The following is a 23610-nucleotide window of genomic DNA, read 5'->3' as shown; positions in this document are numbered from 1 at the left end:
CAACATTGATGTTGAATGGCTGGCCGCCATCGCGAGCAAGCTCGCTCCCACAATGGATGCTGTATTGGGCCTAGAGGCCCAGCAGCGACAACATGATAAACGTCGCAAACAACACAAAGTGGGTCATGCCTTCGATGGCATTGGTTTCACCATCATTGAGGTTGATCGCGCTAACGATCAGGGTGATGAAGATCATCACCGTCTGCACCGGGGTCATGGCCATCTGGAAGGGCTGGCCGGTGTAGAGGGCCATGGCCTCCATCACCGGTACGGTGAGGATCACGGTGGACAGCGACGCTCCCAACGCGATGTTCACCACCGACTGCATGCGGTTCGCCAAGGCCGCGCGCAGGGCGGTGAGGATTTCCGGTGCGGCGGAGATCGCGGCCACCAGGATCGCCGTGACCACCGGCGGCGCACCCGAGCCTTCCAACCCCAGGTCGATGGCCTTGGACATGACTTCGGCCAGGGCGCCGATCACCACCACGCCAAACACCAGGGCACCGATGGAAAACGTCAGGCTGATGGGTTCCGGCTCGTTTTCCACTGGCTCTGTCTTGCGGCGTTTTTCCGGGTAGCTGTAGCTGAAGAAATAACTGTGGGGCCCGACCTGCATGCGCAGGAACAGGGTGTACAGCACGATCATCGCGCCGATGGTGAAGGCCGAATAGGTTTTCCAGCTCGCTTGGGGAATGAACTCCGGCACCACCATCGACACGCCCATGGCCGTGAGAATCATCACGCTGTAGGTGCGCGCCGAATCGTCGTTGTAGACCTGCTCGCCATGCTTGATCCCGCCCATCAGCGCCGCCAGCCCGAGGATGCCGTTGATGTCGAGCATCACCGCCGAGTAGATCGTGTCCCGCACCAACGTCGACGACGCTTCGTTGCTCATCATGATCGCCAGGATCACCACTTCCACCAGCACCGCCGACAAGGTCAGGATCATCGTGCCGTAGGGATCACCGACCTTTTCCGCCAACAGCTCGGCGTGATGGGCCACGCGCATGGAGGCGGCGACGATGAAACCGATCAGGACCAGGCCGCCGATCAACGCCACCCCTTGCCCGCTGCCCAGCAACCAGTGCTCTAGCGGATAGGCCATACAGGCGGCGACCAGCGCCAGCAACAGCAGTTTTTCTTGCTTGATCAGCGTGAGCATCGCGGGCCTGTCACTGTGAGCGGGGTCATGAGTTACTGACTGTAGGGGGCGGCGAACGTTTCGTTCGGTGTGATGCACCAGGGGGTGGCGAGTGGCTGGCCGGTGCACCTTTATCGATCTGGAGGGCCTCATCGCGAGCAAGCTCGCTCCCACAGGTTGTGCATTGCCTTTGTGGGAGCGAGCTTGCTCGCGATGGCTGCCCCGAAAAGATCGCAGATTTTGTTGTCTTGTTGGTCAGCATTTTGCATTGGTGCTGTACAGCCAACCTCACAACAAAATGGAGTTCGAGTTCATGCACAAACGCCCCTTGAAGAAGTTGCTTTGCGCCGTCGTCGCAGCCGTCGGCCTGGGCGCCGGCCTGAGCGCCAGTGCCGCCGACCCGCTGAAGGTCGGCTTCGTCTACATCGGCCCGATCGGCGACCACGGCTGGACCTATCAGCACGAACAAGGGCGCAAGGAGCTGGCGGCGAAATTCGGTGAGCGGATCACCACCAACTACGTGGAAAACGTACCGGAGGGAGCCGACGCCGAGCGGGTGATCCGCAACATGGCCAAGGACAAATACGACCTGATCTTCACCACCTCCTTCGGCTACATGAACCCGACGCTGAAAGTCGCCAAGCAGTTCCCCAAGGTGATCTTCGAACACGCCACCGGCTACAAGCAGGACAAGAACCTGGGCACGTACCTGGCCCGCACCTACGAAGGCCGCTACGTCGGCGGTTTCCTCGCGGCCAAGATGACCAAGACCAAGAAGATCGGCTACGTCGCCTCCTTCCCGATCCCGGAAGTCATCCGCGACATCAACGCCATCCAACTGGCCCTGAACAAATACAACCCCGGTACCGAGATCAAGGTGGTGTGGGTCAACTCCTGGTTCGACCCGGGCAAGGAAGCCGACGCCGCCAACGCGCTGATCGACCAGGGCGTGGACGTGGTGTTCCAGCACACCGACAGCCCAGCGCCGATCCAGGCCGCCGAACGACGCGGCGTCTATGCGGTGGGCTACGCTTCGGACATGGCCCACTTCGGTCCCAAGGCGGTGCTGACCTCCATCGTCAACGACTGGGGCCCGCATTACATCCAGGCGACCCAGAGCGTGCTCGACCACAACTGGAAATCCCAGGATTACTGGGGCGGCCTGAAGGAAGGCACGGTAAAACTGCCGATCAGCGACCTGGTGCCGGCAGCGGTCAAGGGCGAAGCCGAACAGATCATCGCCGACATCGAGAGCGGCGCTTTCCATCCATTCACCGGGCCGATCAAGGACCAGGCCGGCGTCGAGAAAATCCCCGCGGGCGCGAGCGCCACCAATGCGGAACTGGCGTCGATGAATTACTACGTCGAAGGCATGAAGGCCGAGATTCCCAAATAGTCCCCAAACCCAACCCAAAAACCTATTGTGGGAGCGAGCTTGCTCGCGATTGCGTACCGACATTCAATATCTGTATTGGCTGGCCCACCGCGATCGCGAGCAAGCTCGCTCCCACATGGGGCTCCTATTTCAAGTCAGGACAGTCACATGAACAGCCTGCCCATCATCGACATCAGCCCGCTCTACGGCGATGAACCCGACGCCTGGCAAGCCGTCGCCGGGCAAATCGACCGCGCCTGCCGCCAGTGGGGCTTTTTCTACATCAAGGGCCACCCCATCAGCCCGGCGCGCATCGCCGAGGTGCTGGGCAATGCTCAGCGCTTCTTCGCCCTGCCCGTCGAAGAAAAGCTCAAGATCGACATCACCCAGACCCGTCACCATCGCGGCTACGGCGCCGTCGCCACGGAACAACTGGACCCGACCAAGCCCAGCGACCTGAAGGAAACCTTCGACATGGGCCTGCATTTGCCGGCCGATCACCCCGAGGTGCTGGCGGAAAAACCCCTGCGCGGCCCCAACCGACACCCCGACCTGAGCGGTTGGGCAACCTTGATGGAGCAGCATTACCGTGACATGCAGGCGCTTGCGCAAACCCTGCTGCGGGCAATGACCCTGGCCCTGGGCATCGAACGGGACTTTTTCGATACGCGCTTCAACGAGCCGGTGAGCGTGCTGCGCCTGATCCATTACCCACCCCGCGATGCCGCCAGTTGCGCCGAACAGCAAGGTGCCGGCGCGCACACCGATTACGGTTGCATCACCCTGCTCTACCAGGACGCCGCCGGCGGCCTGCAAGTGCGCAACGTCAACGGCCAGTGGATCGACGCGCCGCCTATCGACGGTACCTTCGTGGTCAACCTCGGCGACATGATGGCGCGCTGGAGCAACGACCGTTACCTGTCCACGCCGCATCGGGTGATCAGCCCGCTGGGAGTGGACCGTTATTCGATGCCATTCTTTGCCGAGCCGCACCCCGACACGCTGATCCAATGCCTGCCCGGTTGCCAGGATGACGCCCACCCGCCAAAGTACCCGACCACCACCTGCGCCGAATTCCTGCTCTCGCGCTTCGCCGACACCTATGCTTACCGACGGGAGCCCCACGCCGTGTAGTGGATCAGCCGGTCAGGTTTTACCCGACAGGGCGGCCAGCCCCCTGTAGAATGCCCGCCATCGCTTCGCTGATGAGAAAAGACCATGTACGACTGGCTGAACGCCCTGCCCAAGGCTGAACTGCACCTGCACCTGGAAGGCTCCCTGGAACCCGAGCTGCTGTTCGCCCTGGCCGAACGCAACAAGATCGCTCTGCCATGGAACGACGTCGACACCCTGCGCAAGGCCTATGCCTTCAACAACCTCCAGGAATTCCTCGACCTGTATTACCAGGGCGCCGATGTGCTGCGCACCTCCCAGGACTTCTACGACCTGACCTGGGCCTACCTGTTGCGCTGCAAGGCGCAGAACGTGATCCACACCGAACCGTTCTTCGACCCGCAAACCCACACAGACCGTGGCATCCCGTTCGAAGTGGTGCTCAACGGCATCGCCGCCGCCCTCAAGGACGGTGAGCAGCAACTGGGCATCACCAGCGGCCTGATCCTGAGTTTCCTGCGCCACCTGAGTGAAGAACAAGCCGAGAAAACCCTCGACCAGGCGCTGCCGTTCCGCGAGGCTTTCGTGGCTGTGGGCCTGGACAGTTCGGAGATGGGCCATCCACCGAGCAAGTTCCAGCGAGTCTTCGATCGCGCGCGCAACGAAGGCTTCCTGACCGTCGCCCACGCCGGCGAAGAGGGCCCGCCCGAGTACATCTGGGAAGCCCTGGACCTGCTGAAGATCCAGCGCATCGACCATGGCGTGCGAGCCATCGAAGATGAGCGACTGATGCAGCGGATCATCGACGAGCAGATTCCATTGACCGTATGCCCACTGTCCAACACCAAGCTGTGCGTGTTCGATGACATGTCGCAGCACAACATCCTCGACATGCTCGAACGCGGTGTGAAGGTGACGGTGAACTCCGATGACCCGGCCTACTTCGGCGGCTATGTCACCGAAAACTTCCATGCCCTGCACACCCACCTGGGCATGACCCAGGACCAGGCCAAGCGCCTGGCACAGAACAGCCTGGATGCGCGGCTAGTAAAACCTTAGGCCAGACAATCAACCCTGTGGGAGCGAGCTTGCTCGCGATGACGGTACATCAGTCGACATCGATGTTGCATGCCGGACCGCTATCGCGAGCAAGCTCGCTCCCACAGTTTTTTTGATAGCCTGCAAATCCACGGTTGGACACAGATCCAATTGTGGGAGCGAGCTTGCTCGCGATGGCGGTGCATCAGTCGACATCGATGTTGCATGCCGGACCGCTATCGCGAGCAAGCTCGCTCCCACAAGGGGGGTTAGTGTTTAGTCGGCAGCGGTCGCTTCGCTCAACTCCTCCAGCGTCTTGCCCCGGGTTTCCATCCCGAACACCCAGACCACCCCCGCCGCCACGGCGAAGCACAACGCGCCCAGGGCAAATACGCCGCCCTGCCCGGTGATGGGGAATACCAGCCCGGTCACCAATGGCCCGAGCAACGAACCGACGCGGCCCACCGCCGAAGCAAAGCCCGAACCCGTGGCCCGCGCCGAGGTGGGGTACAGCTCCGGCGTGTAGGTGTAGAGCACCGCCCACATGCCAAACAGGAAAAACTGCATCAGCAACCCGGTGCCGATCAACAGGCCGACGTTGCCGCCAAACACCGCGCTCTGTCCATACAGAAACGCCATCACCCCGCCGCCCAGCAAGGTGATGATGCACACCGGCTTGCGCCCCCAACGCTCCACCAGCCAGGCCGCCATCAGGAAGCCGGGAATCCCGCCCAGGGAAATCAGCACGGTGTAATACACCGACTGGGTCACGGCGAACCCCGACTGCTGCAACAACGCGCTGAGCCAGGACGTCAGGCCATAAAAACCGAGCAAGGCAAAGAACCAGACGCTCCAGATCATCATCGTGCGCTGGCGATACAGCGGCGACCAGATCTGCGCCAGGGCCGAAAAGAAATTGCCCGGTGTGCTCTCGACCCTCGGCAGGCGGATCGGCTCCGGCAGCTCACGCCGTCCCAGTGAGGCCCGGACCTTGTCTTCGATTCGCTTGAGCACCGCGTCCGCTTCGTCCCCCCGACCGGCCTGCTCCAGCCAGCGCGGCGACTCGGGAATGAAGAAGCGAATCGCCAGGACAAACACCGCCGGCACCGCCAGCACCAGGAAGATGTCGCGCCAGCCGATCACCGGCAGCAGAAAATACGACAGCACCCCCGCCGCCACGAAACCCAGCGGCCAGAAGCCGTCCATCAAGGCGATGTAGCGCCCTCGACGCTTGGCCGGGATCAACTCCGAGAGCATCGACTGGGCAATCGGAAACTCCATGCCCATGCCAATCCCCAGGAGGATACGAAACAGCGTCAAGGTCTCGACGTCCTGGGCGGTGGAGCACAGGTAACTGGCGATGCCCCACAACACGATGCTCCACTGGAACACCGGCTTGCGCCCGAAACGATCGGCCAGCATGCCCGACAGCGACGCACCCAGCACCATGCCGAAGAAGCTGGAGCTGGCGAGCAAACCGGCCTGGGCGGTGCTCAGGCCGAACTCGGCTTTGATCGAGCCCAGCAGGAACGTCATCATCGCCAGGTCCATGGAGTCGAAGAAAAACGCCAGGGCGATGATGATGAAAATCACCCGGTGATACCCGCTGATGGGTAACCGCTCCAGGCGTTCCGCCGCGCTGTAACCGTGAGTGTCCATGCTGCTGCCTCCCCAATCCGAAAAAATTCCCCGGACCGAGTGTGCGCGAACCTTGCAGGCGACTATTGCTGAATACGACCTGTCGACAGCCCTGAGCGACGCGCCAGGCGAGTTCCCTAGAGCGCCATCTCTACGGCATCCTGCCGGGCGAACCGGTGGATTTCCTGCTGGCCGAGCGTCGTCACCTGCAAGGCCCGCGAATCGTTGGGCAAAGTCAGCCAACCCGACTGCATGAACAGTTGCAGCAACGCCGCCCCCAGCGCGCCACCCAGATGCGGACGACGCTCGCTCCAGTCCGGGCAAGGGCAGGCGACACGGGCGTTGCGATGGGCCAGGGCCTGGATGAACAGGCCACGCTCGGCCAGTTGATTGGCACCCTTGTGCGTGACGATCACCCGTTGTTCGAACTGCTCGATCCACCCCGCGTCGAGCAGGCGCTGGTAGAGATCGGCCGCCAGGGTTCCCCCCAAGTGATCGTCGCACAGCCTGGCCCGCATCAACGAAGCGGGGGCCGACGGGGCCTTGGTCGGCATGGCCCGGCGCTTGAAGACATCCGGAATCTGCCGGGGCGTACTGACCAGGGTCGCGCTGGCCAGCGCTTCGACGGCCGCGCCGATTTCAGGCGCGGCCAGGCGGAAAAACCGCTTGCGACCCCGGGCTTCGACTTTCAACAGGCCGCCGGCGGACAAGCGCCCCAGATGCGCATTGGCCGAGGACGGCGACAACCCGGCGAGCAACGCCAACTCTTCGGCCTGGCGGGCCGTGCCGTCCATCAAGGCCCACATCATTGCGCTGCGCTTGGGGTCAGCCAGCAGCGTGGCGATCTGGCTGATGCAAGGTGCATGTTCCATGTATTCACTCCCTGTTGAATCATTCGTCTACTGCTCTGGCGCAGGCGGTCGTTAGTATAAGCGCGACAATCGAGCTTTCCTGTCCTCCGGAAACCTTTGGAGGCGATTGTTCATGAGGGAAAAGTCTCTATTTGCGCGCGACTAATGGCCGGCCCCCGTTGGGAGTGGAAATCGAGTCGTCAACTCACCGCAGCGAGCCTGGAGCATGTCCCGCAGAAGTTTGATCGGTTTGCTCAATTGCGCCCGGTGGGCACACAGCAGATTGAGGGGCGCGCGTTCGCATTGCAGGTGCGGCAAGAGGATTTTCAAGCGCCCGGCCAGCACGTCGGTGGACACATCCAGCCACGATTTATAGGCGATCCCGGCCCCCGCCACCGCCCAGCGGCGCACCACGTCGGCGTCGTCACTGAAACGGTCGCCACTGACGGTGAGGCTCACCTCCCGCTTGCCGTCATGAAAAGCCCAGCGGTCATGGACCCGGCTGCCCAGCATGTACAACAGGCAATTGTGTTGGGCCAGTTGTTCCAGTTGATGAGGTTCGCCCTGGCGAGCCAGATAATCCGGTGACGCGCACAGCACTCGATGGTTGTCCGGGGCGACAGGCAAGGCCACCAGGCTCGAATCTTCCGGCTCGCCATAACGCAGGGCGATGTCCACCGGCTGCTTGAACAGGTCGGCGATGCGATCGCCCAGTAGCAGTCGCACCGTCAGCCCGGGGTGCTCGCGCTGGAACGCATCCAGCCAGGGCAACAGCAGGTTGCGTCCCAGGTCCGACGGCGCGGACAACTGCAACACCCCGCTGACCTGGTCCTGGCCGCTGGTCAACAAGCGCCGGCCTTCGTCAAGGCTGCTCAGTGCGGCCCGGGCATATTCGAGAAAACCCTCGCCTTCGGCCGTCAGGCGCAAGCTGCGGGTAGAGCGGGCCAACAGCCGGGCGCCGAGGTGCTGCTCGATCCGTTTCAACGCGGCACTGGCCACCGCCGCCGACAGGTCCATGACCCTGGCCGCGGCCGAAAGACTGCCCAGGTCCGCTGCCCGGACAAACAATTGCAAGTCATCGAAGCGAAGCATCACGCGCCCATTATCAAAAAAGTATTGAAAGAGCCTGTTGTTTTAGCCGGTTTTATCTCGGCTATAAATAGCTAAACATGGACTTCATCGAAACTCATCTCACGGAGCCGCTTCATGAAAGCCATTGCCTACTACCACTCGCTACCCATCACCGACCCACAATCGCTCCAGGACATCGAGCTGCCGGAACCGGTCGCCGGTCCCCGCGACCTGCTGGTGGAGGTCAAGGCCATTTCGGTCAACCCGGTGGACACCAAGGTCCGCCAGAACGTCCAGCCCGAAGATGGCGTCGCCAAGGTGCTGGGCTGGGACGTGGCCGGCGTGGTCAAGGCGGTGGGCAGCGAAGTCACGCTGTTCAAAACCGGGGACAAGGTGTTCTACGCCGGTTCCATCGCCCGGGCCGGTGGCAACAGCGAATTGCACGTAGTGGATGAACGCATTGTCGGCCACATGCCCAAGACCCTCGGTTTCGCCGACGCGGCGGCGCTGCCACTGACGGCCATCACCGCCTGGGAATTGTTGTTCGAGCGCCTGCACATCCAGGAAGGCCAGGACAACCAGGGCCAGAGCCTGTTGATCGTCGGTGCCGCCGGCGGCGTGGGGTCGATCCTGACGCAACTGGCCAGCCAACTCACCGGACTGAAGGTGATTGGCACCGCGTCCCGCGCGCAAACCCAGGAATGGGTGCGCAACCTGGGTGCCGACCTGGTGATCGACCACAGCCGCCCCTTGAGCGAAGCATTGAAGGAAGCAGGCCAGCCCCAGGTGACTCACGTCGCCAGCCTGACCCAGACCGACCAGCACCTGGACCAACTGGTCGAAGCCCTCGCACCCCAGGGCAAACTGGCGCTGATCGACGACCCCAAGGCGCTGGACGTGACCAAGCTCAAGCGCAAGAGCCTGTCGTTGCATTGGGAATTCATGTACACCCGCTCGCTGTTCGAAACGGCCGACATGCTTGAACAACACAAACTGCTCAACCGCGTGGCCGCGCTGATCGACGCCGGCACACTGAAGACCACGGTGGGCGAGCATTTCGGCACCATCAACGCCGAGAACCTGCGCCGGGCCCACGCCTTGCTGGAAAGCGGCCAGTCCAAGGGCAAGATTGTGCTTGAAGGCTTCTGACCGCCGCGAACGGCAGCTCGAAATGCCGAGGGAGCTTGCTCCCACTGGGCTGCGTAGCGACCCCTGTTTTTTGCGGTTGCTGCGCAACCGAGCGGGAGCAAGCTCCCTCGCCACGGGTGTTGCATTGATCTGGGACTGCACCGTCAGTCCGAGAATTGACCGTTGTCACAACTCCGATCGTATTCGGGTCTACACTCGAGGCCTTTGCAACGTAATCTTTTCGTGAGGAGGTCAGCAATGAAGATCCTGATAAAAGAAGTGGCAAAATCCCAATGGCAAGTGCGTCTTGACCGGCACGTCGTCACCTTCCGTACCGAGGCCGAAGCCCAGGCTTTCGCCACAACCTTGCAAGCGCGGATCCTCGCGCCCCATCATTTCCCCGAACAGCAGCAGCGCGCAGCCGGCTGAGTCAGCCCTCGCGACTGGCCTGGGCCAATGTCCGGGCATTTTGCAGGCGACGAGTCAGCATCGCTGCGCCCACCACCAACAGCCCGCAAAGGCTGATGACCAGCGCCATTGGCACGGCGGTGCCGTTATGCAGCGCCGCCACCAACGCGGCTGCCCCGGCGGCGACGGAAAACTGCAGGCATCCCAGCATCGCCGAAGCGCTGCCGGCCCGGGCGCCCTGCCCGTTCATGGCGCAGGCCGAGGCATTGGGCAGGATGCAACCCAGGCTGGCGATGCAGATAAACAGCGGAACCAGCAGCGGCCACAACTGCGCAGGTTGCAATGAACTGACGGCCAGCAGGCTCAGCCCCGCGCCCAGGTAGACCCATACCGCGCGGCTCAGCAGGAATGCCGGGCCGCGCTTGGACAGCAGCCGGGCGTTGACCTGGGCGACCAGGATGAAACCCGCCGCGTTGGTGCCGAACAGCCAACCGAAATGTTCAGCCGGTACACCATAGAGCTTGATGAAGACGAAAGGCGAACCGGCGATGTAGGCAAACATCCCGGCGATAGCGATGCCCCCCGTCAGCGCATGGCCGAGGTAGACGGCATCGGTCAATAACCGGCCATATTGGCGCAACGCCCCCGACAACGGTTGCCGGGGTACATTGTCCGGCAAGCTTTCCGGCAGCCACAAGGCCACCGCCGTCGACGCCAATGCGCTGAACACGGTCAGGGCAATGAAAATTGACTGCCAGCCATGCAGGTTCACCAACAACCCACCGAGCATCGGCGCGAGAATCGGCGCCAGGCCCATCACCAGCATCAACTGCGAAAACACCTTGGCCGAACCCACCGCGTCGCATTTGTCGCTGACCACCGCCCGGGAAATCACCATCCCGGCGCATCCGCCCAGGGCCTGGACGAAACGGGCACCGATCAGCCATTCGAGGTTCGGCGCATAGGCGCAAGCCAGGGACGCCAGGGTGAACAAGCCGACGCCCGTCAGCAGCGGGATGCGCCGCCCGAAGCGATCCGCCACCGGCCCATAGGCCAGTTGCCCGATGGACAAGCCGAGGAAATAGGCCGCCAGGGTCAACTGGATGTGTTTTTCGTCAGTACCGAAGGCGGTGGCCATCGCCGGAAAGGCGGGCAGGTAGAAGTCGATCGCCAAGGGACCGAAAGCGCTCAAGGCGCCAAGAATCAGAATGGTGCGAAGGTTCATCGGGCGTCCAGCTCAGGCGTCGTTCGACAGCCCGACAGTCTAGCCGTGCCGGGCGCTCTTGAACATTCCGATAGGTCGCTAACGATTAAAAAACTTCAGGCGGGGCTGACCTCATAGCCTTCTTCCTTGATGGCCGCGAGCACGGCATCGGCCGCCAATGAGCTCTGGACCCGGACGGTCTTGGCACCCAGGTCGACTTGCACGTCCGCCGCCGGATCCTTGGCCTGGACAGCCTGGGTGATGGCCTTGACGCAGTGACCGCAAGACATGCCCTGGACATTGAATGTTTGCATGAGATGACTCCTTGGGATTGAGGTTGCTGCCAGTCTCAAGCTTGCCATCATGGCAAGGTCAAGTTCTGACAAAAACTGCCGGGCTGGCAATCGGCATCGCCGTCAGCCAAGCTGCACACATCAAGGATTTCACACCGGAGGTTCAGCCATGCGCTGGTCAGCGTTCAGCCTGTTTTGCATGCTCGGTTTTTCAGCGGTGGCGCCCCAGGCCTCGGCCGTCGGCGAAGACTATGGCGTGTTGATCATTTCCCGCGAGCGCCTGGAAGTGGCGACCAATTGCGAAATCGGCATCTACATCCAGGATCAACTCTCGGCCAGGCTGTTCCAGGAGCAGAGCACCTCGTTCAACCTGCCGCCGGGCCAGTTTTCCTTGCGCCTGAAATTGCTGCCGGGACAGGCGCCGGGTTGCAACCCGGGCATGCTCGCGCCTGGGTCGCAGAACATCACCCTCAAGGCCGGGGACATCTTGAAGTTCCGCATCGCCATGAATGAACAAGGTATGTACCTCAAGCAGGCTGGGCTCGGTTACTGACACGCCACTCGAACTTGTGGTTGCGAGCCCCTGTGGGAGCGAGCTTGCTCGCGATGGCGATCTAACATCCACCATGGATGTCGACTGAACTACCGCTATCGCGAGCAAGCTCGCTCCCACAGAGGATTGGCGCTTGACCTTGCCAGCATGGCAAGGTTGATCCTGTAGTCATTCACTACAGGGAGCGTGACCGATGTCCGAATCCACCACATTCGATCTACCCATTGCCGGCATGACCTGCGCCAGCTGCGCCGGGCGGGTCGAGCGAGCCTTGAGCAAAGTCGCCGGTGCCAGCGCCGTCAGCGTCAACCTGGCGACGGAACTGGCGCGTGTCCAGGCCCCCGAAGGCAGCCTGCCGGCCTTGAAGCAGGCCGTCGAACAGGCAGGCTATAGCGTTCCGGTTCACACCCTGGAACTGAACATCGAAGGCATGACCTGCGCCTCCTGTGTCGGCCGGGTCGAACGGGCCTTGGGCAAGGTCGACGGCGTGAACAGCGTCAGTGTCAACCTGGCCAACGAGCGGGCTCACCTCGAACTGCTCGGCCAGGTGGATGCGCAAACCCTGATCGATGCGGTCAAGCGCGCCGGCTATGACGCCAAGGTCTGGCAGGCCGAGCAGGTCGCCGACACGCAGAACAACCGTCTGAACCGTGAACGCCTGGCCCTGGTGCTGGCGATTCTGCTGTCGGTGCCGTTGGTGCTGCCCATGTTGCTGCAGCCGTTCGGCGTACATTGGATGCTCCCGGCCTGGGTGCAGTTCGCCCTGGCGACGCCGGTGCAATTCATCTTCGGTGCACGTTTCTACGTCGCCGCCTTCAAGGCCGTGCGGGCCGGTGCCGGAAACATGGACCTGCTGGTGGCCCTGGGCACCAGCGCTGGCTACGGCTTGAGCCTGTATGAATGGGCAATCGCCGGTCCCGGCAGCATGCCGCACCTGTATTTCGAGGCTTCGGCCGTCGTGATCGCCCTGGTGCTGCTCGGTAAATACCTGGAAAGCCGCGCCAAGCGCCAGACCGCCAGCGCCATCCGCGCCCTCGAAGCCTTGCGCCCGGAACGGGCGATCCAGGTGATCGATGGCCAGGAGCGGGACGTTGCCATCAGCGCCCTGCGCTTGAATGACCTGGTGCTGGTCAAGCCCGGCGAACGCTTCCCGGTGGACGGCGAAGTGCTGGAAGGCCAGAGCCACGCCGACGAAGCGCTGATCAGCGGCGAAAGCCTGCCGGTGCCCAAGCAGCCCGGGGACAAGGTCACCGGCGGCGCCATCAATGGCGAAGGCCGGTTGCTGGTCCGCACGCAAGCCCTGGGCACCGAAACCGTCCTGGCGCGCATCATCCGCCTGGTGGAGGACGCCCAGGCCGCCAAGGCGCCGATCCAGAAACTGGTGGATAAAGTCAGCCAGGTCTTCGTACCGGTGGTGCTGGTGCTGGCCCTGGCGACGTTGATCGGTTGGTGGCTGTACGGTGCGCCACTGGAAACCGCGCTGATCAACGCCGTCGCCGTGCTGGTGATCGCCTGCCCCTGCGCCCTGGGCCTGGCGACGCCCACGGCGATCATGGCCGGCACCGGCGTGGCGGCGCGCCACGGGATTCTGATCAAGGATGCCGAAGCCCTGGAACGCGCCCATGAAGTCACGACCGTGGTGTTCGACAAGACCGGCACCCTGACCTCCGGCACGCCGCGCATCGCCCACTTGACCGCTCTGGACGGTGATGAAGACGCGCTGCTGAAAATGGCCGGCGCGCTGCAACGCGGCAGCGAGCACCCGCTCGCCAAAGCCGTACTGGACGCCTGCGCCGAGCGCGGCCTGGATGTACCGGATGTCAGCGACAGCCAGTCCCTGGCCGGACGCGGCATTGCCGGCAACCTCGCCGGGCAACGCCTGGCCCTGGGCAATCGCCGTCTGCTGGACGAACTGGGCCTGAACCCCGGCTCGCTGGCCGAATCCGCACAGGCTTGGGAAGCCGAGGGCCGTACGTTGTCCTGGCTGCTAGAACAAGGCGCGACGCCGCGGGTGCTGGGCCTGTTCGCCTTCGGTGACACCCTCAAACCCGGCGCTCTCGCCGCCGTACAGGCCTTGAATGAACAGCACATCGCCAGCCATCTGCTCACCGGCGACAACCAAGGCAGCGCTCGGGTGGTGGCCCAGGCGCTGGAGATTTCCAATGTCCATGCCGAGGTACTGCCAGCGGATAAATCCGCCATCGTCCAACAATTGAAGCGCCACTCGGTGGTGGCGATGGTGGGCGACGGCATCAACGACGCCCCGGCCCTGGCCGCCGCCGACATTGGCATTGCCATGGGCGGTGGCACCGACGTGGCGATGCATGCCGCGGGCATCACCCTCATGCGCGGCGATCCGCGACTGGTACCGGCGGCGCTGGACATCAGCCGCAAGACCTACGCCAAGATCCGCCAGAACCTGTTCTGGGCGTTCGTCTATAACTTGATCGGCATCCCCCTGGCGGCGTTCGGCTTGCTCAACCCGGTGCTGGCCGGCGCGGCCATGGCCCTGTCGAGCGTCAGCGTGGTGAGCAATGCGTTACTGTTGAAGTTCTGGACACCCAAGCAGTTGGAGGACAAGTGATGAACATCGGCCAAGCGGCCCGCCAGAGCGGCCTGAGCGCGAAGATGATCCGCTATTACGAATCCATCGGCCTGCTCAAGGCCGCCCATCGCACCGACAGCGGCTACCGGGTCTACGGCACCGATGACCTGCACACCCTGGCGTTCATCAAGCGCTCCCGCGACCTGGGGTTTTCCCTGGAAGAGGTCGGCAAATTGCTCACTCTCTGGCAAGACCGCCAACGCGCCAGCGCCGACGTCAAGGCCCTGGCCCGGCAACACATCGATGAGCTGAACCAGAAAATCCGCGAACTGGCCGAACTGCGCGACACCTTGCAAGACCTGGTAGAGCACTGCCACGGCGACCACCGTCCGGATTGCCCGATCCTCAAGGAGCTGGCGTCGGGGTGCTGCAAGAGTTGATGCCCACAAAGACCGGCGGTGGACATCAATGCTGTAAACAGCCGAAGCAAAACGGTGGGAGCGAGCTTGCTCGCGATGACGGCAGCATATTCAACATCGATGCAAGCGGCCCCACCGCTATCGCGAGCAAGCTCGCTCCCACAGGGATCAACGGCGACTTAAATCTCGGGACCATCCAAAAACCAATGTGGGAACGAGCCTGCTCGCGATGACGGCGGCACATTCAACATCGATGCAAGCGGCCCCACCGCTATCGCGAGCAAGCTCGCTTCCACAGGGATCAACGGCGACTTAAATCTCGGGACCATCCAAAAACCAATGTGGGAGCGAGCTTGCTCGCGATGACGGCGGCATATTCAACATCGATGCAAGCGGCCCCACCGCTATCGCGAGCAAGCTCGCTTCCACAGGGATCAACGGCGACTTAAATCTCGGGACCATCCAAAAACCAATGTGGGAGCGAGCTTGCTCGCGATGACGGCGGCATATTCAACATCGATGCAAGCGGCCCCACCGCTATCGCGAGCAAGCTCGCTTCCACAGGAGGCCTGCGGTGGATAGGAGATTTTGCAGCGCCCACAAAAAACCCGGCCATTGGCCGGGCTTCTGTTCAGCCGATCATTGCATCCACGGCGGCGGTGGTTCTTCGGTCTTGCCGGGTGGGGCATCGTCGGCGGCGCGGACGGCCTGACGGCGTTCTTCATCCAGGCGGGCGGCCTCGATTTCACGCATGATCCCGCCGACATCCGCCAGTTCTTCCGGCTCGTCGAACTCGCCGGTCAGCACGCTGGCCGGGTGCAGGGTGCCCGCTTCGTACAGCGCCCACATTTCCTTCGCGTACTTGGTGCGCTTGAGTTCCGGGGCAAACCGGCCGAAGTAGGACGCCATGTTGCCCACGTCCCGCTCCAGCATGCTGAAGGCATGGTTGTTACCCGCGGCATCCACGGCTTGCGGCAGGTCGATGATCACCGGCCCCGTCGGCGTCAGCAGCACGTTGAACTCCGACAGGTCACCGTGCACCAGACCAGTACACAGCATCAACACGATCTGGGAAATCAGAAAGGCGTGATATTCACGGGCCTGGTCCGGCTCCAGCACCACATCGTTCAGGCGCGGCGCCGCATCGCCGTACTCGTCGGCCACCAGCTCCATCAGCAGCACGCCTTCAAGGAAGTCGTACGGCTTGGGCACGCGCACACCCGCACTTGCCAGGCGGAACAATGCCGCCACTTCGGCATTCTGCCAGGCGTCCTCGGTTTCCTTGCGCCCGAACTTCGAGCCCTTGGCCATGGCCCGGGCCTGACGGCTGTTGCGCACCTTGCGGCCTTCCTGATACTCGGCCGCCTGACGAAAACTTCGCTTGTTCGCCTCCTTGTAGACCTTCGCGCAACGTAGCTCGTTGCCGCAGCGCACCACATAAACAGCTGCTTCTTTACCACTCATGAGTGGGCGCAGCACCTCGTCGACCAGACCGTCCTCGATCAGGGGTTCAATGCGTTTTGGAGTCTTCATCAGCTTTTATTGTGGGTCCTTTATTACCAAACACGCGAATGACAGTCGTTATACGGCAATCCTTCCTCCACGGGGAGGGGTTGCCGACCTATGAACCTGTGATGCACACAATGTGCCGGATCAATCGACGGCGTCGAATCATAGCCGAGACCGGCACTGGCGTTGGCAACTGAATACCCAGGTATTTGCGACAAGAGCTGACAGTCATGTCCACCGCCAGCCGTAGGCAAGTGCGCCGGCTCAATGCTTGAACAACTCCCCCGGTGTATACCCGAACATCCCCTTGAACGCGGCAATGAATGCGGACGTTGAATCATACCCACACGACAACGCGGCGCTGGTGACGCTGTCCCCTTTCTCCAAGGAGCCCAGGGACGACAACAAGCGCATGCGCTGGCGCCAGGCACGAAAACTCAGGCCGGTCTCACGCTGGAACAGACGCATCAGGGTTTTTTCCGACGTGCCCAGACGTTCAGACCAGGCTTGCAAGGTGACGTTCTGTTCAGGCTGTTCGATCAATTCGTTACACAGCGCCAGCAAGCGGGCATGTCGCGGCAGCGGCAGGGAAAATCCCACTTCCGGCAACGTCGCCAACTGGTCCAGCAACACCTGCACCAGCCGTTCTTCCTGGGTATCACCTTGGGGATAATCGACCGGCAACTGACAGAATACCTTGATCAACTCACGGGCCAGTGGCGTGACTTCCAGCACCCGACAGCGCTCATCGGCCCAGGGGCAGGCGTGACGATGGACATACAGGCTGCGCATTTCCGCCCGGGTAGAGGTCACCACCTGATGTTCCAGGTCGGCAGGGATCCAGATGCCCCGTTGTGGCGGGGCGAAGAAACTGCCGGCGGCGGTGTGTACGCCGAGAACGCCGCTGATGGCGTAGGAAAATTGCACCCAGTCATGACGATGGGCTTGCGTCCAGGAACCGGCGTTCAAGCTTTCGACACGGGCGTACAGCGGCCTCGGCAATTGCGCCAGGTCGGGGATACGTCGCTCCAGCTGTTGATGTCCGTTAGGCGGCATTGATTGGCCTTATGTCGCAAGACGACTGATGAGGGCGACGTTAGGCTAAGTCGACTTTTCTTACAACATGCGGTGCCCTATGCATATCTTCAGACACCTCAAACGCATGGTGACCGACTGGTTCCTGTGCGGCATGGTGCTCGCCACGCTGCTGGCGTACTTCTTTCCCTCCTTTGGTGCCACGGGCGGTGCCATGCATGCCGAATGGGTGGTCAACATCGGCATCTTCGTGGTGTTCTTCCTGCACGGGGTCAACCTGTCCGGCGAGCAGATCCGCCACGGCCTGAAGAACATCCGGCTGCACGTGATGGTGCAGGCTTTCACCTTTGGCGTATTTCCGTTGCTCTGGCTGCTCAGCAACTGGCTGCTGGGCAGCCATGTGCCGGCGCTGCTGATGCTGGGGTTCTTCTACCTGTGCGCCCTGCCCTCGACGATTTCTTCCTCGGTGGCCCTGACTGGCAGTGCAAAAGGTAACGTGCCGGCGGCGATTCTCAACGCGAGCCTGTCCAGCGTGCTGGGCATTTTCCTGACACCGTTGCTGGTCAGTTTCGTGGTCGGCAGCGGCGCTGGAGGCATCGACCTGGGTTCAACCTTGCTCGACCTGTGCGTGATGTTGCTGCTGCCGCTGGTGCTGGGGCAGTTCCTGCGGCGTTGGCTGGCCGGCTTTTTCGGCCGGTACAAACGCTACACCAGCGTCATCGACAAGCTGGTGATCCTGCTGCTGGTCTACGCGGCCTTCTGCAACTCCATGGTGTCCGGCATCTGGCGCCAGCAAGGCAACGGCGTGTTGCTCAGCGCAGTGGTGGGCAGTGCCGTGCTGCTGGCAATCATCCTGTGGGCGACCACCCGCACCGCCCGCGCCCTGAAATTCAACAGCGCCGACGAAGTCGCCGCGGTGTTCTGCGCCAGCAAGAAATCCCTCGCCGCCGGGGTGCCGATGGCGGCGTTGATTTTCGGCAACCATCCCGGCCTGGGGCTGATTCTGTTGCCGATCATGATCTACCACCCGCTGCAGTTGATCGTCTGCTCGATCCTGGCCGAGCGCTACGCCAGCCAGCACAAGGCACTGGTCTCCCGCCAGGAGGGCACCCTCGTCAACGCTCGATAATCGCCGTCACGCCCTGGCCGGCGGCGGCGCAGATGGAAATCAACCCGCGACCTCGCCCGGCGGCATCCAGCAACTTGGCGAGGTTGGCGACAATGCGCCCGCCCGTGGCGGCAAACGGATGCCCGGCGGCCAGGGAACTGCCCTTCACGTTCAACCGACCGCAGTCGATGGACCCCAGCGGCGCGTCGAGGCCCAGACGGGTCTTGCAATAGTCCGGGTCTTCCCAGGCCTTCAGCGTGCACAACACTTGGGCGGCGAACGCTTCGTGGATCTCGAAGTAATCGAAGTCCTGCAAGGTCAGGCCGTTGCGCGCCAGCAACCGCGGCACAGCGTAGACCGGGGCCATCAGCAACCCTTCGGCGCCATTGACGAAATCCACCGCCGCCGTTTCACCGTCGCGCAGGTATGCCAGGATCGGCAGGCCCCGGGCCTTGGCCCATTCTTCGCTGCCCAGCAGCACCACCGAGGCGCCGTCGGTCAGTGGCGTGGAGTTGCCCGCCGTCATCGTGCCCTTGGCACTTTTTTCGAAGGCCGGCTTGAGGGAGGCGAGTTTCTCCAGGGTCAGGTCCGGGCGCAGGTTGTTGTCCCGGGTCAGGCCGAGAAACGGGGTCATCAAGTCGTTCTGCCAACCTTCGGCGTAAGACGCGGCCATTTTCTGATGGCTTTCCAGGGCCAACTGGTCTTGGGCCTCCCGGGGGATCTGCCAGGTCTGGGCCATCAACTCACAGTGCTCGCCCATGCTCAGGCCGGTGCGCGGCTCGTTGATACGCGGCAAGTCCGGCATCAGGTGCTGGGGGCGCAATTGCAGGAATATTTTGATTTTCTCAGCGGTGGTCTTGGCGCGATTGGCTTGCAGCAAGATCCTGCGCAACCCTTCATTGACCGCGATTGGCGCATCCGACGTGGTGTCGACGCCGCCAGCAATGGCGCTGTCGATCTGGCCCAGGGCGATCTTGTTGGCCACCAGCAGCACCGTCTCCAGCCCGGTGCCACAGGCCTGTTGTACGTCATAGGCCGGCGTCATCGGTGACAGCCGCGAACCGAGCACGCATTCGCGGGTCAGGTTCGTATCCCGGGAGTGCTTGAGCACCGCCCCGGCAGCCACTTCGCCGATGTGCAAGCCATGCAGGTTGTAGCGTTCGATCAGCCCCTCGAGGGCGGCCGTCAACATCGCCTGGTTGCTGGCGGTGGCATAGGGCCCGTTGGAGCGGGCGAAGGGAATGCGGTTACCACCGATGATCGCGACGCGGCGTGGTTGTGTCATGAAGAACTCCCCTGTAGGTCTAATGCACTAAGAAAACTCAACCGCCCCCTGTGGGAGCCGAGCTTGCTCGCGATGAACGATGATGCGATCGCCCTGAACACCCGCGGTGCCTGCATCGCGAGCAAGCTCGCTCCCACAAGAGTACGGAGTCCTGGACAAAGCGCTCCCGCTCAAGCTTAGGCTTTATCTCGCCGATCGAACGACTGATTGCCAATCATGGTCCACACTTGGAACCTCATCAGCCGGAGTGTGTTCCATGTCTGACCGTTATATCGACTTCGCCAATTCGCCCATTGGCCGGCGCATGGTCGGGTCCCTCGGCCTGCCATCGCCGGTACGCCTGGAACGCTGGCAGGCCGGGCGGCTACGGCCGATCGAAGGCGCCCTGCTGCTGGGCGGCGGGCCGTTGACCGAACAGATCGGCACGTTCGCCAAGCGCCTGACCGACACCATTTTCATCTACGGCGGCGAACCGACCGTGGCCACCGAGTGGATCCCCGGCCACGGACCGAAAATCAAGGCAGTGGTGTACGACGCCAGCCATTTGGTGCAGACCGACCAGCTCAAGCAGTTGCGGGAATTTTTCCAGCCGCTGATGAAGAACCTCGACCACAGCGCCCATGTCGTCATCCTGGGGCGCGCGCCGCAAAGCCTTGGCGATCCGTTCGCCGCCAGTGCCCAGCGGGCGTTGGAAGGTTTCAGCCGTTCCCTGGCCAAAGAGCTGCGCCACGGTGGGACGCTGCAACTGCTGTATGTCGGCGACGGTGCCGAAACCCAGTTGGAAGGTGCGCTGCGGTTTTTCCTGTCACCCAAGAGTGCCTTCATTTCCGGGCAGGTCATTCGCCTCGACGCCTGTGACACCCAGGTCCATGACTGGACCCGACCGCTTACGGGGCTCAAGGCGCTGGTCACTGGCGCGGCCCGCGGGATCGGCGCCTCTATCGCCGAAACCCTGGCCCGCGATGGCGCCGACGTGATCCTGCTCGACGTCCCCCAGGCCAAGACCGACCTCGACGCCCTGGCGGCGCGTTTGAGCGGGCGCAGCGTCACGCTGGATATCTGCGCCGAAGATGCCGCCGCCCAGCTGATCGAGCACCTGCCCGACGGCGTCGACATCGTGGTGCACAACGCCGGCATCACCCGGGACAAGACCCTCGCCAACATGACCCCGGAATTCTGGGACGCCGTGTTGGCGGTCAACCTCAACGCCCCGCAAGTGCTGACCAAGGCCCTGCTCGACAGCGGCACCCTGCGCGACAATGGCCGGGTCGTTCTGCTGGCCTCCATCAGCGGCATTGCCGGCAACCGTGGGCAGACCAACTATGCGGCGAGCAAGGCCGGGCTGATCGGCCTGGCCCAGGCCTGGGCGCCGCGGCTGCAATCTCGGGGCATCAGCATCAACGCCGTGGCGCCGGGGTTCATTGAAACCCGCATGACCGCCGAGATCCCCTTCGCCTTGCGCGAGGCCGGGCGGCGCATGAGTTCCCTCGGCCAGGGCGGCCTGCCTCAAGATGTCGCCGAAGCCGTGGCCTGGCTCGCGCAGCCGGGCACGGGCGCCGTGACCGGGCAGGCCCTGCGGGTATGCGGGCAAAGCCTTTTGGGAGCATGACCATGACGATCCAATGGCATGAGGTCAGCAGCCCGCCATCCATGTCCGGGCTCTATTCAAAAGCGGCGACGCGGCGCAAGGTCACCGGAACGACCTTGCCCGAGGAAGGCCTGCGCCAGGTGCTTCAGGTCGACCCGCAACGGCTGGCGGCCTATCGCAAAGTGTGCGGTTTCGTCGATAACGGACTGCTGCCGCCGACTTATCCCCACGTCTTGGCGTTTGCCCTGCAGATGCAATTGCTCACGGGGCGGGACTTTCCCTTTCCGCTATTGGGGTTGATCCACTTGAGCAACCGCATTCGCGTATTGCGGCCCATGGGCGGGGTCGACCAGGTGCGGGCCAGCGTCCATGTCGAGAACCTGCAAGCCCACCCCAAAGGCGCGGTATTCGACCTGGTGACCTGCCTCGATGATCAGTTGGGGCCCTTGTGGGAGGCCCGGAGCCAGATGCTGTGCAAAGGCGTCCAGCTTGACGGCGCGCTCGTGGACGAATCCCCTCAGGCCAGCCTGCCATTGATTGAAGTCGCGCGCTGGACCGCACCGGCTGACATCGGCCGGCAATACGCCAAGGTTTCCGGCGACTACAATCCGATTCACCTGAGCGGTATCAGCGCCAGGCTGTTCGGCTTCCCCACCGCCATCGCCCATGGCTTGTGGAACAAGGCCAGGACCCTGGCGGCGCTGGATGACCACCTGCCCGAGGCCAACATCGAGATCGAGGTGACCTTCAGGAAACCGGTGCGTCTGCCCAGCGAAGTGACCCTGCTGTCCAGCGCGGCGGGCTCCAGTGGGCAACTGCAACTGGTGGGGACCGGGGCGCTGGAACATATGGTGGGAGAGTGGCGGCCGGCAACCTGAGCAGGTCGATGGTATTCACCGCCATCCCTGTGGGAGCGAGCTTGCTCGCGATGGCGCTGCATCAGCTTGCATCAAGGTTGAATGTGCCGCTGTCTTCGCGAGCAAGCTCGCTCCCACAGTTTGTTTCGGGGTGTTCATAGATACGATGTCCACCGCCACCCCCTGTGGGAGCGAGCTTGCTCGCGATGGCGGTGGCTCAGCCTCCATCCATCTTGAATTCGCCGTGTTCAGCGCGGCGGGTAGTTGGACAGAATCCGCCCCACCGTCTCGCGCACAGCCGTGTTGCGGTCGGCCGGGTTGGGGGAGTTGCTGAGCAGTTGTTCATCACTGCCACGCCACACCAACTTGCCGTCCTTGCCGTCGAGCAGGTCGATCTGCACAGTGGCGACTTTGTAGCTGATGTTGCGGGTTTCGTTGTACATCGGCCCACCCCAGTAGCCATTCCACGGGCCACCCCAACCGCCGCCGTAGTGAGTGGTGACCTGCTGCTGGCGGTCCTCGACGATCAAATAGGCCTGGACCAGCACATCGCCGCGCCCGCCCGCCGCAGCCGGGCGCAAGCCGCGCTGGTCGAGTTGATCGGCCACCGCCTGGCGGATCCGCTGTTCGGTCAGGTCGCTCTTGATGCGTGGGTCATCGGGGCGATACTGCAGCGCCGGGTCTTTCCAGCTCCAACTGCGATACGCCGCAAAGTCACGGCTGGTGTCGAAGTCATGGTTGACCTGGTTAGAAGCACAAGCCCCCAGCAACAGGGTGAAGGCCAATAGAGCAAGACGGCGAAACATGGTTTTTCTCCGTTGCGTAATCAACTTGGGGGATACGCCGACATGGCTTTTTCCACCGCCTCGCGAATGGCATCGCTGCGTTCGCTCTGGCTGCCCCGCTGGCCGGTCTCGGCGCTGGCGCTCCACACCGGCTGACCGGTGCGAGCATCGAACAGGTCCACCCGAACCACCACGACTTGCTCCTGATACGTGCGCACCATCGGCATCGGATGGTATACGCCATAACCCGGACCGTAGCGGTCATAACGGTTATAGCCGCCGTAATAGCCAGCATCATAATCATCCCGGACCTGGCGCACGCGGGTCTCCAGGCGCAAGTCGGCGCTGACGAACAGGTCGGCGGGCCGGTTGTCATGCAGCGGCCGCAGGCCACGCTGGTCGAGGGCATTGCTCACCGCTTCGGCCACCTGGGCCGAATCCGCCCAGGCAGTGCCCGGCGGCAGGCGCCCGTCGCGCCAGGCCCAGCTGCGATAGCGCCCGTAATCACGGGGCGGCGCCGGGTAGGCGCTGCGGTCGAACACCGTGGCGGCCTCCGGTGGCGCCGGCGGCAACGGATTGGAGGTGGCGACATAGGGGTTGCTGCCCTGGCAGGCCACCAGCCCCAGGCACAGCACCAACAACCCTGAACGACCTTTCATTTCGCGC

22 protein-coding genes are annotated in these 23610 nt (G+C 63.0%); 11 read left to right on the top strand and 11 right to left on the bottom strand.

All coding sequences use genetic code 11. The features are described from left to right. Positions 1–70: 70 nt before the first annotated feature. On the bottom strand, positions 71–1162 hold the full coding sequence (locus tag J4E63_RS23720; RefSeq protein WP_207283524.1) for a calcium:proton antiporter: 1092 nt from the start codon (positions 1160–1162) through the stop codon (positions 71–73). A gap of 292 nt (positions 1163–1454) precedes the next feature. Between J4E63_RS23720 and J4E63_RS23715 the strand changes: the two genes are divergently transcribed. The 3 genes from J4E63_RS23715 to J4E63_RS23705 all read left to right on the top strand — a co-directional run bounded on the left by J4E63_RS23715 (position 1455) and on the right by J4E63_RS23705 (position 4688). Next, positions 1455–2537: a BMP family ABC transporter substrate-binding protein gene (locus tag J4E63_RS23715; protein ID WP_207283523.1), complete on the top strand. Its 1083-nt coding sequence runs from the start codon at positions 1455–1457 to the stop codon at positions 2535–2537. Positions 2538–2684: 147 nt separating this feature from the next. Continuing rightward, positions 2685–3650 (top strand): 2-oxoglutarate and iron-dependent oxygenase domain-containing protein, encoded by a 966-nt coding sequence (locus tag J4E63_RS23710; protein WP_092331148.1) that lies wholly within the window; start codon positions 2685–2687, stop codon positions 3648–3650. Positions 3651–3734: 84 nt separating this feature from the next. Beyond that, positions 3735–4688 carry an adenosine deaminase gene (locus J4E63_RS23705; protein ID WP_060739317.1) on the top strand — a complete coding sequence of 318 codons (954 nt, stop codon included), beginning with the start codon at positions 3735–3737 and terminating at the stop codon, positions 4686–4688. A gap of 255 nt (positions 4689–4943) precedes the next feature. Here the strand turns inward: J4E63_RS23705 and J4E63_RS23700 are convergent, their stop codons facing one another. From J4E63_RS23700 to J4E63_RS23690, 3 genes are all read right to left on the bottom strand, one after another. Beyond that, a complete protein-coding gene (locus J4E63_RS23700; RefSeq protein ID WP_207283522.1) occupies positions 4944–6326 on the bottom strand; it encodes an MFS transporter in 1383 nt (460 codons plus the stop codon). A 116-nt stretch (positions 6327–6442) separates the two neighbouring features. After that, positions 6443–7177: a helix-turn-helix transcriptional regulator gene (locus tag J4E63_RS23695; RefSeq protein WP_207283521.1), complete on the bottom strand. Its 735-nt coding sequence runs from the start codon at positions 7175–7177 to the stop codon at positions 6443–6445. A 141-nt stretch (positions 7178–7318) separates the two neighbouring features. Further along, the gene (locus tag J4E63_RS23690; protein WP_192263689.1) at positions 7319–8248 is read right to left on the bottom strand and encodes a LysR family transcriptional regulator; all 930 of its coding nucleotides are present in this window, start codon (positions 8246–8248) and stop codon (positions 7319–7321) included. A gap of 114 nt (positions 8249–8362) precedes the next feature. On the opposite strand from J4E63_RS23690, the gene J4E63_RS23685 reads away from it, so the two are divergent. Beyond that, a complete protein-coding gene (locus J4E63_RS23685; protein ID WP_207283520.1) occupies positions 8363–9376 on the top strand; it encodes a zinc-binding alcohol dehydrogenase family protein in 1014 nt (337 codons plus the stop codon). A gap of 237 nt (positions 9377–9613) precedes the next feature. Next, positions 9614–9784, top strand: coding sequence for a hypothetical protein (locus tag J4E63_RS23680; protein WP_207283519.1), 171 nt, complete (start codon positions 9614–9616; stop codon positions 9782–9784). A 1-nt stretch (position 9785) separates the two neighbouring features. Here the strand turns inward: J4E63_RS23680 and J4E63_RS23675 are convergent, their stop codons facing one another. Continuing rightward, entirely contained in the window at positions 9786–10988 is a 1203-nt protein-coding gene (locus tag J4E63_RS23675) for a multidrug effflux MFS transporter (RefSeq protein ID WP_207283518.1), read from the bottom strand. A 95-nt stretch (positions 10989–11083) separates the two neighbouring features. Further along, the gene (locus J4E63_RS23670) at positions 11084–11281 is read right to left on the bottom strand and encodes a heavy-metal-associated domain-containing protein (RefSeq protein WP_207283517.1); all 198 of its coding nucleotides are present in this window, start codon (positions 11279–11281) and stop codon (positions 11084–11086) included. 148 nt (positions 11282–11429) lie between these two features. On the opposite strand from J4E63_RS23670, the gene J4E63_RS23665 reads away from it, so the two are divergent. The 3 genes from J4E63_RS23665 (at position 11430) to cueR (ending at position 14798) form a co-directional block, all read left to right on the top strand. After that, positions 11430–11813: a hypothetical protein gene (locus J4E63_RS23665; RefSeq protein ID WP_207283516.1), complete on the top strand. Its 384-nt coding sequence runs from the start codon at positions 11430–11432 to the stop codon at positions 11811–11813. A gap of 193 nt (positions 11814–12006) precedes the next feature. Next, on the top strand, positions 12007–14397 hold the full coding sequence (locus J4E63_RS23660) for a heavy metal translocating P-type ATPase (protein WP_207283515.1): 2391 nt from the start codon (positions 12007–12009) through the stop codon (positions 14395–14397). Beyond that, complete coding sequence (cueR, locus tag J4E63_RS23655; protein ID WP_207283514.1) at positions 14397–14798, top strand: Cu(I)-responsive transcriptional regulator; 402 nt, start codon at positions 14397–14399, stop codon at positions 14796–14798. The genes J4E63_RS23660 and cueR overlap by 1 nt, the downstream gene beginning before the upstream one ends. A 618-nt stretch (positions 14799–15416) precedes the next feature. Here the strand turns inward: cueR and J4E63_RS23650 are convergent. Then, on the bottom strand, positions 15417–16310 hold the full coding sequence (locus J4E63_RS23650) for a PA4780 family RIO1-like protein kinase (RefSeq protein ID WP_072410317.1): 894 nt from the start codon (positions 16308–16310) through the stop codon (positions 15417–15419). A 240-nt stretch (positions 16311–16550) separates the two neighbouring features. Next, positions 16551–17342 carry a helix-turn-helix transcriptional regulator gene (locus J4E63_RS23645; RefSeq protein WP_060739327.1) on the bottom strand — a complete coding sequence of 264 codons (792 nt, stop codon included), beginning with the start codon at positions 17340–17342 and terminating at the stop codon, positions 16551–16553. A gap of 79 nt (positions 17343–17421) precedes the next feature. Between J4E63_RS23645 and J4E63_RS23640 the strand changes: the two genes are divergently transcribed. Then, positions 17422–18450: a bile acid:sodium symporter family protein gene (locus J4E63_RS23640; protein ID WP_207283513.1), complete on the top strand. Its 1029-nt coding sequence runs from the start codon at positions 17422–17424 to the stop codon at positions 18448–18450. Here J4E63_RS23640 and J4E63_RS23635 read toward each other — a convergent pair. After that, positions 18437–19714 carry an acetyl-CoA C-acetyltransferase gene (locus J4E63_RS23635; protein WP_207283512.1) on the bottom strand — a complete coding sequence of 426 codons (1278 nt, stop codon included), beginning with the start codon at positions 19712–19714 and terminating at the stop codon, positions 18437–18439. The genes J4E63_RS23640 and J4E63_RS23635 overlap by 14 nt on opposite strands. Before the next feature lie 256 nt (positions 19715–19970). On the opposite strand from J4E63_RS23635, the gene J4E63_RS23630 reads away from it, so the two are divergent. Both J4E63_RS23630 and J4E63_RS23625 read left to right on the top strand, forming a co-directional pair. Then, positions 19971–21323: a 3-oxoacyl-ACP reductase gene (locus J4E63_RS23630; RefSeq protein ID WP_207283511.1), complete on the top strand. Its 1353-nt coding sequence runs from the start codon at positions 19971–19973 to the stop codon at positions 21321–21323. A gap of 2 nt (positions 21324–21325) precedes the next feature. Further along, the gene (locus J4E63_RS23625) at positions 21326–22180 is read left to right on the top strand and encodes a MaoC/PaaZ C-terminal domain-containing protein (protein ID WP_207283510.1); all 855 of its coding nucleotides are present in this window, start codon (positions 21326–21328) and stop codon (positions 22178–22180) included. Between the two features lie 227 nt (positions 22181–22407). Here the strand turns inward: J4E63_RS23625 and J4E63_RS23620 are convergent, their stop codons facing one another. Together J4E63_RS23620 and J4E63_RS23615 are read right to left on the bottom strand one after the other, a co-directional pair. Beyond that, complete coding sequence (locus J4E63_RS23620; RefSeq protein WP_103310747.1) at positions 22408–22965, bottom strand: DUF4136 domain-containing protein; 558 nt, start codon at positions 22963–22965, stop codon at positions 22408–22410. A gap of 20 nt (positions 22966–22985) precedes the next feature. Further along, entirely contained in the window at positions 22986–23603 is a 618-nt protein-coding gene (locus J4E63_RS23615; protein ID WP_060739335.1) for a DUF4136 domain-containing protein, read from the bottom strand. Positions 23604–23610 lie beyond the last annotated feature (7 nt).

Source organism: Pseudomonas sp. FW300-N2F2, from assembly GCF_017351655.1.
Classification (GTDB): Bacteria; Pseudomonadota; Gammaproteobacteria; order Pseudomonadales; family Pseudomonadaceae; genus Aquipseudomonas; species Aquipseudomonas fluorescens_AA.
The sequence above is the reverse complement of the archived record's forward strand: the minus strand, read 5'-3'. Positions and strand labels throughout refer to the sequence as shown.